A 10611-nucleotide genomic window follows, 5' to 3' on the forward strand; every position below is an offset into this window, starting at 1 on the left:
TTTCCTATACACCGACGCAAGGAACCCTCATGCCCCAGCCCTCAGCGACGAGCACACCGCAAGACCCCTCGCCCACCCCCTCCTCGCGGCGCAAGCGCTGGGTTGCCGCCGCCTCGTGCGTGGGCCTCGTGGCCGCCGCAGCCGGGGCGGGCTACTGGTCGAACTACGTGTACCTGTCCGACCTGACCGCCTTGGATGCATGGAACCGCTACATGGACCTCGTCAAGGACGGGAAATACGACGAGGCCCAGAGATACTTTCCAGAAAAAGCGTTCCTCTTCGACGGCGAAGACTCGCGCGACTTCCTAACGGATGCCGCACACGCGCACGCCCCCTCGAAAGTCTCCTTCGAGGGGCACACAGCCCCCAAAGACCCGACGGCGATCGAGGGCACGGTTCTCTTCAACGCCAGCAGAAGTGACGCCCACCACTTCAACATGCGTTTCAAAGAGACCAAACGGAGGAACGGTCAGCTCGGCATGTGGAAGATCAACGCCTCTTCGTATGGTTCGATGACCACGTTGATCGACACGGACGGCCTACGCAGCATTCGCGTCGGCGACGTGATGGTCAGTAACCCCCAGGGTTGGTACTACCTTTTTCCCGGCAGCTACCGCATGGAAGCCACCCCCAAGAACCCCGACTACTGGACGATCAACTACGAGCACCCCCTGGCCGATGGTGCAGGGGAAATCCGCACGAACTTCGCGACGCGAGCTTTCACAATTGAGCCGAGCGAGAAGCTCACCCAATGGATCCAAACCGAAAGTGAAGCCTTCGCGGCATCTTGCCGCACCGGCACGCCAGACCCCGCGCGACAACGCACCTGCGGAGCCCTCGCATTCTCCACTGAACCACTGGACCTGGTAAACGATCCACCCTTCATTGGTCCACTGGAGAAGAAGCACTTCACCCGCAAAGTAGGGACAGGCCCATCAATGTCACCGGCGTTCTCGACGGTATGGAGCTTCACCCTCATAGTAGGGACAGGCCCCACCGACCCCAACGCCGACAAGAAACTCCCCCAAGCGGCCTCCTACGAATGCCGTATCAACTTCGCTTACGACGGCGCCACGCCCACGCTGGAGTGCACTCTGGATAAATGATTCATGACGTGTACACGAAAATACGCCAACACTCAGGGGCCACGCGCCCCTCACGCGAGGTAGACGCGCGCCTCCCATTCTCCGAGGCTCTCGGGGACTCCCCGCTCGGCCTCGGACAGGTCCCGGTTGGACAGGATGAGCTCGCCACTCACCCCGCGCGCGACCTCGCCCAGGGAGGCGGGCTGAGAGGACAGATTGACCAGGATCGTGGCCACGGCCTCGTCGAGGGTGCGCCGGTAGGCGAAGACTGCGGGTGAGGGAGTAACGATGCGCTCGAACGAGCCCGCCGCGATGACGGGCAGGCCGTGGCGCACGTCCGCGAGCGCCCGATAGTAGGCGTACACGGAGGACGGGTCACCCACCTGGGTGGCGGCGTTGATGTCCCGATAGTTCGGGGTGACGCCGATCCACGGGGTTCCCTCCGTGAAACCAGCGTGCTCACTTGCGTCCCATTGGACGGGGGTGCGTGCGTTGTCGCGGCCGGTGGCGCGCATCCCGGCCAGGACGTCCTCGGGGCTCTCCCCTGACTCCACGGCCTCGTGGTAGTAGCGTAGCGCCTCCACGTCGCGGAAATCGTCGAGGCCATGGAACACCCCGTTGGTCATACCGAGCTCCTCGCCCTGGTAGACGTAGGGGGTGCCACGCAGCATATGCAGCGCCGTGGCCAAGGCGGTTGCCGACTCATAGCGGTACGTCTCGTCGCCGAAGCGGCTGACGGCGCGCGGCTGGTCGTGATTGTCCAGGTAGAGGCTGTTCCAGCCGATCTCGCCCTGCGCCTCCTGCCACTGGGTGAGGCAGTCGGCGAGTTCGCCGGGGCGCAGCGGGCGCGGGTGGAACTTCCCCGCTTCGAGGCCGAGGTCGACGTGGTCGAACTGGAACACCATGTCGAGTTCACGACGGGCCGGGTCCGTGAAGAGCAGGACGTTGTCGCGGCGCACGCCGGGGCACTCCCCGACCGTCATGGTGCCGCTGCGCCCATCGAAGACCTCACGTCGCATCTCGGCGAGGTATTCGTGCACATGCGGACCTTCGGAGAAGTGCGGGAAGCCCTCGCCCCACGCACGCCCGGGGTAGACGACGCCGTCAGGCAGGCCCGGGTCCTTCGAGATCAGGTTAATGACGTCCATGCGGAAGCCGTCAACGCCGCGGTCGAGCCACCAGTTCATCATGCGGTAGACGGCGGCGCGCACCTCGGGGTTGTCCCAGTTCAAGTCGGGCTGCTTCTTGTGGAACAAGTGCAGGTAGTACTGACCCGTAGCCTCGTCCCAGGTCCAGGCCGAGCCAGAGAAGAAGGAGCCCCAATTATTGGGCTGCGCCCCGGCCTCGCCTCCCACGCACCCGGGGCGAGGGTCCCGCCAGATATACCAGTCACGCTTCGGGTTATCCCGCGAGGACCGCGACTCCACGAACCACGGGTGTTCGTCGGAGGAGTGGTTAACAACCAGGTCCATAACGAGGCGCATCCCCCGCTCGTGGACCCCCTCCAGGAGGCGGTCGAAGTCCGACAGCGTGCCGAACATGGGGTCGATGTCGTAGTAGTCGGCGATGTCGTACCCATTATCCGCCTGCGGGGACGCGTAGATCGGCGAGAGCCACAGAACGTCCACACCCAGAGCCTTCAGGTAGTCGAGCTTGGAGCGGATCCCCTCAAGGTCACCGAAGCCGTCGCCGTTAGAGTCTTTGAAGGAGCGCGGGTAGATCTGGTAGACGACCGCGCCCTTCCACCACTCGTCGGGGCCGAGGCCGTTGCCCGTCGCGCTCACCGCATCGTCTCGGAAAAACATGGAACACCTGCCGTACGTTGAGGGGCGCTCAGCGCCCGTGCTGTTACGCGCAGACTACCGCGTGTGCGCCTGCCGCGCAGGCGCGTCGCGCCCACATAAAAGTCACGCGTAACTCTCCCCGGCCATTTGTCAACACTTCCCACAAGCACTGCAATTCCAACGGCCTAATGTCGAAGCCTGAACTAGTTATCAAGGAATTACACGCAACATCGCTGGGGAACCACACCAGCGCCTCCGCCACCCGGGCAGCCCCGCCCAGAACAGAAAGCACCACAGAACCCGGAGAGCACAACTGCGATGCCCCGACAGGAAGACCCAGCCCCGACGAAACGATACGGATAGGAAACAAACAGGCGGATAGGTTAATGCCTTCACGGATAGGAAAATAACCTATCCGCATGCCCACAACCTATCCACGAAGCCATCCCCTAGCCCCACCAGGCCAGACACCCCCACACAGAGACGCCGCACAGCCCCCGCACAACCCGCACAGCCCGCACAACCCGCACAACCCGCACAGCCCGCATAGCCCGCACAGCCCGACAAAGCAGCGAGCGGGCCGGAACCATAGGGTTCCGGCCCGCTGCGAGATGCTCAGTGGCGATCAGTAGTGCACGACCACCGTGTCGCCCATGTCGGTCCAGTCGTAGATGAACTTGGCAGCGTCGACGGGCATGTTGACGCAACCGTGGGAGCCGCCGTATCCGCTCCATCCGAAGGAGGAGCGCCAGGGGGCGCCGTGCATCGCGTAGGAGCCGGTGAAGTAGGTGACCCACGGGACGCCTTCGGTCTCGTACTTGGTGCCGTCGGCGTTCTCGCCGCGCATGGTCTGCACGTCGTACTTGAGGTAGACATGGAAGGTGCCAGTGACGGTCGGGGTATCGGGCGCGCCGGGGACCATGTAGAAGGGTCCGCCAGCGACCTTGCCGCCGACGTACGGGGTGACGGTGGCATCGGTGAGATTGATGTCGACCCACTTTTCGCCTTCAGCGGCCTGGTAAACCAGGTTTTCGGTACCTTCGGCGACCTGCTTGGTTTCAGAGCCGGGCTCGATGTCGTCGTAGTGGAACAGACCCTCGTAGGAGGTGCCGTTGGTCATGGCCTTGACGACGCCCTTGGTGATCTCTTCGGTGTTGTTGGTCTTGAGGCCCTTCTTGCCTTCGCGGGCGGTGGTCAGCACGTTGCCGGAGGAGTCGACGTTCTCGACGCGGTTCTCGGCCTTGACGTCGGTTTTTGCAGCCAGGGCATTGACCCAGTCAGCGACCTTGACGGTGCTGATGGAGGGTTCGTCGAGGGAGCCGTCATCCTTGGTGAGGAATTCGACCCAGTGCACCTTGTCGGAGCGCTCGGCGACGAACAGGTCGATGCCGTCGGAGATTTCGATCGAGGTGTCGAGCAGGTCGTTGCCTTTTTGGGCAGCCTGCTGCGCATCGGCGGTGGTGACGCTGGGTTCCATCTGTGAAACGGTGACGTTCTGCGACACGGAGGCGAGGGTGGCGCCGGCCTGCTTGACGGCGGCGGCGACCTCATCGCGGGCGATACCGTTGCCGTTTTGCGCGGGCGTGACGGTGAAGGATTCCTCATCGGGAGCGATGATGACCTGGGCGTCTTTCATTTCCGAGGTCAGGGTGGAATTCACGGTCGCGGTGAGCTTCTTGATGGAGTCCTCGCTGACGGTGGTCACGGGTTCCAGGGCGCGGCGGGAGAAGAGGGCACCGATGAAGGACGGTAAGGAGGTCGAGTCTTTCATGGCCTCGTTGGCGGTTGCTTCAGCATCGACGGAGATCCCGGCTTCGTTGAGCGAGACCGTGGTGGTCTTTCCTTCGACGGTGAGAGAAACCTTGGCAGCGTCGGCTCGGGCGGTGACCGCGGAGATGACCTGGTCGCGGCTCATGCCTTCGACGGAGATCCCGGCAACGGTGGTGCCGGGCAGGACGCGACCGGAGTAGTTGGCCGCGTATACGATGATGGCGCAGACGACAAGGAGGACGAGGGCGCTTGCTGCGCCGATCGCCCATCTGGTTTTGGTGGAAAGATTTTTGAGCATCGGTGTTCATCCTAACGCCTCGCGCACCCTTGTGGTAGCAGACTGTTGAATTTTCAGTTGCGCAGTATGCCACATGAAAATAACCGGAATATCAAGAAATTGTTTACTAAACGTGATGATTGCCGCGAAGCGGCCTGCCACCAGCAACAACGCAAACGCTTATCCTTGTAATATCTGCGCTCGCTGTCGATCTTGGGAGGCACATCATGACTGCGCCGCGAATTCTTGTCGTCCCCGGCGGGACTGCGATTAGCGCCGTCGCCCTGGCTAACGCGTCGATTCATAAGCTGGTCGAGCTCTACGAGGAGCGCCAGGCCGATCCGAACCACCCCGCGCCGCACACCGTTGTCTTCTTGCGCGACCCCGCCCTGGTTCCTCCCGCTACGCTGCGCGGGTCTGCGGCGACGCCTGAGCAGGCGTTCCCCGAGGAGGACTACCCCGGCCTCGCCAATCAGATCAAGAACGATCCGCATTTCTTCGATGGCGTGGACCTGGTCATTTCGACGTCGGGGTCCAGTGCGGGTAAGCCGCGCCTGGTTGGCCTATCGATGGATGCGCTCATGGCCTCGGTGAAGGCGACTGAGCTGGCGTTGGGCGGCCCGGGACGCTGGATTCTGGCGCTGCCGACGCATCACATTGCCGGCGCGATGATTCTCTTGCGCGCGGCCGTCGCGGAGACGAACCCGCAGGTCGTAGATACGACGAACGGCTTTGACCCGCGTGACCTCCTCCCCGCTATCAGAGGTGTCACGCAGGATGAGATGCCGGGTTACCTGTCGCTGGTGCCCACGCAGCTCGTCCAGTGCCTCGACGCAGGCGAGGAAGTTGTGGACGCGATGCGGTCCCTGTCAGCGGTCCTCGTGGGCGGCGCGGCGATCAGCCAGCATCTGCTGGAGCGCGCCTTGAATGCGGGACTGAAGGTGCGCATCACCTACGGCATGACGGAGACGTCGGGCGGCTGCGTGTACGACGGCGAGCCGATGCCCGGCATGACGGTGCGCGCGGTCGATTGGGATGGCCGTACCCGCCTGGCATTCAACGGTCCGACGCTGATGACGCGCTACTTGGACGCGGAGAGCCCGTTCTTCGAGGAGGGCGGTCACCGTTGGCTGATTTCGGGCGATATGGGCGTCATTCGGGCGTCGGGTAAGGTCGAGGTGAACGGGCGCGCGGACGACGTGATCACGTCGGGCGGCCTGTCGATCGCGCCGGGTCCTCTACGTCGCGCGGTCCGCTCCTACGAGGGGATTTCGGACGCGTGGATCATGGGCACCCCCGACGAGAAGTGGGGTCAGATCGTGACGGCTCTGGTCGTTCCGAATCAGATGCCGACGGATTCTTTGGAGATGGCCGAACTCGGTGCGGCGGTGCGCGAGCACGCCGCCGCTCGTATTGGGCGCGCGCAGGCACCGCGCCGCGTGGTCGCGGTGACGGAGCTGCCGTACCTGGGATTCGACAAGATTGACCGCGGTGCCGCTATGGCGACTGCGAACGCCGCAACAGCCACTGAGAGGAACTGGGTGCGCTAACCCGACCTGGCCCGACCTGGCCCAACCTGGCCCAACCTAACCCTCCTGGCCCGTCCGACGGGCGGGCGCTGGCTCCAACTACACTGGTGGCTATGGCTACCGTGACGGATTGGATTGAAGGCGCTCGCCTGCGCACCCTGCCCGCTGCCGCTGCACCCGTGATTGTCGGGTCGGCGGCCGCGCATCATCTGGGCGGGTTTGACGCGGTGCGGGCTTCCCTGGCGCTCGTGGTGGCGTTGGCACTGCAGGTGGGTGTCAATTACGCGAATGATTATTCGGATGGGATTCGCGGCACGGATGACAATCGCAAGGGTCCGGCGCGCCTGACGGGTGGTGGCCTCGCTAAGCCGAAGACGGTGCTGGCTGCGGCGCTGGGCTGCTTCGCGCTGGCCGGCGTCGCGGGCCTTGCCCTGGTGGCGCTGTCGGGCACGTGGTGGCTGATCGTGGCGGGTGCGGCGGCTGTCGTGGCCGCGTGGTTCTACACGGGCGGCAAGCACCCGTACGCCTACATGGGCATTGGCCTGTCCGAGCTGATGGTCTTCGTATTCTTCGGCCTGCTCGCGTGCGTGGGCACGGCTTGGACGCAGGTGCAGGTGGCCCCGTGGTGGCTGTGGATGTGTGCGTCGGCGCTGGGTTTACTGTCGGTGGCGCTGCTCATGGCGAACAACATTCGTGATATTCCGACGGATCGCGAGTCAGGCAAGATGACGGCCGCCGTGCGCCTGGGTGACCGGGCGTCGCGCTGGGTGTTCGCGGCCTGCGCCTGGGTGCCGGTGGGAATGATCGTGGCGCTCGGCGTTGCACTGGGTATGCATCCGCTGGCGACGTGCGCGCTGGGCGTGGGCACGGCGGCCCCGGCGGTCGGCGTGAGCCTGCCGGTGCTGACCGGCGCGTCGGGCCGAGCGCTCATCGTCGTGTTGCGCAACACGGGCTTCTTCACGCTGGCGTGGGCGGTTCTCGCCGGGTTGGCGCTGGTTCTGTCCTAGAGGGAAAGACGAGGCCGGGCGCGTTGACGCGGGTCGGCGCGGCTACGCTAGTCAGCACTGTCACGAGGCCGGGGTAGCCACGCGGGGGCCGACGCGGCTCAGCGTCCCCTGCGGTAGAGGGCCTCGTGGGCCCAGTCGCCGAGGATGCCGATGGCTGCGGCTCCGACGCAGACGACGGCGATGGATTCGAAGGAGCCGGAGGCCAGCCAGGGGGTGAACACGCCGATGCCGATGGCGGCGCTGCCCTGCATGGCCAGGTCGTTCATGGCGACGGCGCGGCCGTTCTGGCCGGGGGCGACGGTGGCGAAGACGGTGTCGTAGATGGGGGTGAAGAGTGCGCCGAAGCCGGCGTAGATGAGGCACATGGCGGCGGTGATGACCCACGGGCCGGAACTCATGAAGAGGGCAAGCAGGGCGGTTCCGGACAGGATGAGGCTGACGCAGCCGCGCACGGTGGCACCGCGACCGATGCGGGCCATGACGGCCCCGGAACTCATGGCGGCGGTCAGGGCGACGCAGTAGGCGGGCAGGAGGCGCACGGAGACCTGCGCGGGGGTGAGTCCGTAGTGGGCGGCGCCGATGCCGTTCATGAGGGGGGCGACCGTGAAGTTCATGCAGTAGATGATGACGATGAGGCTGACGGAGCGCGCCCAGGGCACGTTGGTGAAGAAGGAGCGGGTGATGAAGGGGGCGCGGGCGCGGCCGATGTAGCGCCAGAAGATAACGCCGCCGAGGATGAGCCCGCCGATGAGCCACCAGCGGGGGTTGGAGGCCGCCAGGGTGAGGAGGAGAGCCAGGGAGGAGAAGATGGCGAGACCGACGACGTCGACGCGTCCGGTGTGGGCGCGGGCGGGCACGCGGCGTCCCATGACGGGCAGGACGGCGAGGCCGCCGAGGGGGATGAGCAGCAGGATCGCCCAGTTGATGTCGGCGAGGAGGCCTCCCGACAGCATACCGATGGCGGTTCCGCCTTGGAAGGCAGCGCACATGAGGCCGACGTAGAGGCTGCGGCGTTTGGGGTCGGCGATGCCGGTGGCCAGGATCATGTAGGCGGAGGCGGAGGCCTGGTAGCCCAGGGTCTGGAGCGCGCGGGCGATGATGATGCCGGTCAGGGAGGAGGAGAAGGCAAAGCCGAGCAGTGATCCGGCGACGATGAGTGCGACGCCGACGTCGACGATGCGGCGCAGCGGGACGAAGTCGCCGAGGGTGCCGTACAGGAAGCAGGCGACGCCCAGGACGATGCCGGGGATCGCGGTGATGAGGCCGGAGGAGTCGCCGGCACCGATGTCGGCGGCGACTCGCAGGTAGACCAGGTTGAAGCCTTGGAGGGAGACGGTGCCGAGCGCGTAGATGCCGAGGAGGGGCAGGAGGACGCGCGCGGGGTGGTCCATCCCGGCCGCGCCGGGTGTGGTGGTGCGCGTGGGGGACGAGGCCGTGGCCCCTTCCCGGATCACCTGGGAGGGGATGGCGGTGACGCGGCAGGATGGGGCTGCCGGGCGTGTCGAAACGAGGTATCGGAAATTGCGCACGGCGGATAGTTCACCATAAAGCGTCACTTTAGTAGTATCGCAGGAAACTGGCATACGACTTAAGCATCACTTAATCGTTGAAATAATGCCGAAATCGCCCCGAGGTGCTTTTAAATACCGACTGTGACGTGGCACAATAGAGCATCCGTCACATAGGAGATGTCATGGCACGCGTCATTGTTGTCGGTTCCATTAACCAAGACATTACGGTCACCGTTGACCGTTTCCCCTCCCCCGGCGAGACCTTGTCGGGTTCCTCCCTCACCTACGGCCTGGGCGGAAAGGGGGCGAATCAGGCGGCGGCTGCCGCGCACTCGGGAGCAGAGACGCTCTTCGTCGGCGCAGTCGGGACGGACTTGTCGGGCCAACGTCTGCGCGCTGACTTGGCTGCCCACGGCGTGGACGTCACGCACGTGCGCGAGGTCGACGGGTCCACGGGAACAGCGCTCATCACTGTCGCAGCCTCCGGCGAGAACACGATCATCTTGGACGCGGGCGCGAACCGCGCGGTGACGATCGAGCCCGCCAAGGCCTCGTTGTTCCCGGCCCCCTCCGACATCGTGGTCCTGCAGGCCGAGGTGCCCTCCCACGCGAACACCGAGGTCCTCGCGTGGGCGCACTCCTTCGGCGCGCGCGTCCTGCTCAACCTTGCACCCGCGCGCGACACGGACCCGGCAGCGATGTCGCACATCGACATCCTTGTCGTCAACGAGACCGAGGCCGGGCTGACCCTGGGCCTGCCCGCTCCCGCGACGCCGACAGAGGCGATTGGGGTGGCACGCGCGCTACGCGGCATGGGGCCGCGCCACGTCGTCGTCACGCTGGGGGCGCAGGGGGCGGCGTGGGCGTCGGGCACCGAGGTGGGTCACTGTCCCGCTGTCAACCTCGGCGAGGCCGTGGACACCACGGGCGCGGGCGACGCGTGCGTGGGTGCGCTGGCGGCGGCCCTGGCGCTCGGCAAGCCCTTCGTCGATGCCGTGTCGGACGGCATGCGGGCGGGAGCCACAGCGATCCTGTCGCCGGGAGCTGCGTCCTCCTACGGGGCGCTGCCGACGGTCACGCGCGACTGAGCGGAGGCGGATTGCCCCGGGAGTGAACGGGGCGGCGTGGGCCAGCGCACGCCCTTAGACTAGGGGCATGGTCAGAATCCTCTTCTTCGTCGCGATGATCGCGCTCACCATTTACGCGGCTGCGGACTGGCATCGCACGCCCGAAGACGAGATGCCCGGCAAGCTCCCCAAGGCGATCTGGCTGCTCATCATCCTCTTTACAGCGACGATCGCCGCGATTGGCCCGATTGTGTGGCTGACGCTGCGATGGGTATCCCGCGCGGAAAAGAAGCAGACACGTGCGCCCAAGGCCCCTCAGCGTCCCACCGCTCCGGACGACGACCCCGAGTTCCTGTTCCGCCTCGAACGCGACATTCAGCGTAAGCGCCACGAGGAGGAACGCCGCAGGCGCGAGCAGGGCCAACAGGGCAAGGACGGCGACGGCACGGAGAACGAGGCTTCCTAAAACTCGACCTCACATGCAGTAAGGCGTATGGGACGCGTCGTGTTGGCGCGACACGTCACCCCGCACCATGCACCCGAGTTCCCTTGATACGCACGCGGGCCTCCTCATCCGCACG

General features: G+C 65.5%; 8 protein-coding genes. 5 read left to right on the forward strand and 3 right to left on the reverse strand.

Annotated elements, in window-relative coordinates; genetic code table 11:
• Positions 1 to 29 precede the first annotated feature (29 nt).
• The gene (locus O3932_RS10130) at positions 30 to 1106 is read left to right on the forward strand and encodes a hypothetical protein (protein ID WP_371538206.1); all 1077 of its coding nucleotides are present in this window, start codon (positions 30 to 32) and stop codon (positions 1104 to 1106) included.
• A 50-nt stretch (positions 1107 to 1156) separates the two neighbouring features.
• Here O3932_RS10130 and O3932_RS10135 read toward each other — a convergent pair whose 3' ends face one another.
• Entirely contained in the window at positions 1157 to 2890 is a 1734-nt protein-coding gene (locus O3932_RS10135) for an alpha-glucosidase (RefSeq protein ID WP_371538209.1), read from the reverse strand.
• Positions 2891 to 3494: 604 nt separating this feature from the next.
• Entirely contained in the window at positions 3495 to 4937 is a 1443-nt protein-coding gene (locus O3932_RS10140) for a L,D-transpeptidase family protein (RefSeq protein WP_009648335.1), read from the reverse strand.
• Between the two features lie 206 nt (positions 4938 to 5143).
• On the opposite strand from O3932_RS10140, the gene O3932_RS10145 reads away from it, so the two are divergent.
• The gene (locus O3932_RS10145) at positions 5144 to 6466 is read left to right on the forward strand and encodes an AMP-binding protein (RefSeq protein ID WP_009648347.1); all 1323 of its coding nucleotides are present in this window, start codon (positions 5144 to 5146) and stop codon (positions 6464 to 6466) included.
• Between the two features lie 92 nt (positions 6467 to 6558).
• Positions 6559 to 7452 carry a 1,4-dihydroxy-2-naphthoate polyprenyltransferase gene (locus O3932_RS10150; RefSeq protein WP_371538213.1) on the forward strand — a complete coding sequence of 298 codons (894 nt, stop codon included), beginning with the start codon at positions 6559 to 6561 and terminating at the stop codon, positions 7450 to 7452.
• A gap of 98 nt (positions 7453 to 7550) precedes the next feature.
• On the opposite strand, the gene O3932_RS10155 is transcribed toward O3932_RS10150, so the two are convergent.
• Positions 7551 to 9035, reverse strand: a complete 1485-nt coding sequence (locus O3932_RS10155) for an MFS transporter (RefSeq protein WP_371538216.1) — start codon at positions 9033 to 9035, stop codon at positions 7551 to 7553.
• 110 nt (positions 9036 to 9145) lie between these two features.
• On the opposite strand from O3932_RS10155, the gene O3932_RS10160 reads away from it, so the two are divergent.
• Together O3932_RS10160 and O3932_RS10165 are read left to right on the forward strand one after the other, a co-directional pair.
• Positions 9146 to 10051: a ribokinase gene (locus tag O3932_RS10160; RefSeq protein ID WP_371538218.1), complete on the forward strand. Its 906-nt coding sequence runs from the start codon at positions 9146 to 9148 to the stop codon at positions 10049 to 10051.
• A gap of 67 nt (positions 10052 to 10118) precedes the next feature.
• Complete coding sequence (locus O3932_RS10165; RefSeq protein ID WP_371538220.1) at positions 10119 to 10496, forward strand: phospholipase; 378 nt, start codon at positions 10119 to 10121, stop codon at positions 10494 to 10496.
• The last annotated feature ends 115 nt before the right edge of the window (positions 10497 to 10611 follow it).

Source organism: Pauljensenia sp. 20925_1_25 (genome assembly GCF_041433955.1).
Lineage (GTDB): Bacteria > Actinomycetota > Actinomycetes > Actinomycetales > Actinomycetaceae > Pauljensenia.

What these genes read in the sequence shown, in the direction of transcription:
- O3932_RS10135 (WP_371538209.1), bottom strand. Translation starts at nt 2,890, where the DNA reads ATGTTTTTCCGAGACGATGCGGTGAGCGCGACGGGCAACGGCCTCGGC.
- O3932_RS10140 (WP_009648335.1), bottom strand. Translation starts at nt 4,937, where the DNA reads ATGCTCAAAAATCTTTCCACCAAAACCAGATGGGCGATCGGCGCAGCA.
- O3932_RS10160 (WP_371538218.1), top strand. Translation starts at nt 9,146, where the DNA reads ATGGCACGCGTCATTGTTGTCGGTTCCATTAACCAAGACATTACGGTC.
- O3932_RS10130 (WP_371538206.1), top strand. Translation starts at nt 30, where the DNA reads ATGCCCCAGCCCTCAGCGACGAGCACACCGCAAGACCCCTCGCCCACC.
- O3932_RS10165 (WP_371538220.1), top strand. Translation starts at nt 10,119, where the DNA reads ATGGTCAGAATCCTCTTCTTCGTCGCGATGATCGCGCTCACCATTTAC.
- O3932_RS10150 (WP_371538213.1), top strand. Translation starts at nt 6,559, where the DNA reads ATGGCTACCGTGACGGATTGGATTGAAGGCGCTCGCCTGCGCACCCTG.
- O3932_RS10155 (WP_371538216.1), bottom strand. Translation starts at nt 9,035, where the DNA reads ATGCCAGTTTCCTGCGATACTACTAAAGTGACGCTTTATGGTGAACTA.
- O3932_RS10145 (WP_009648347.1), top strand. Translation starts at nt 5,144, where the DNA reads ATGACTGCGCCGCGAATTCTTGTCGTCCCCGGCGGGACTGCGATTAGC.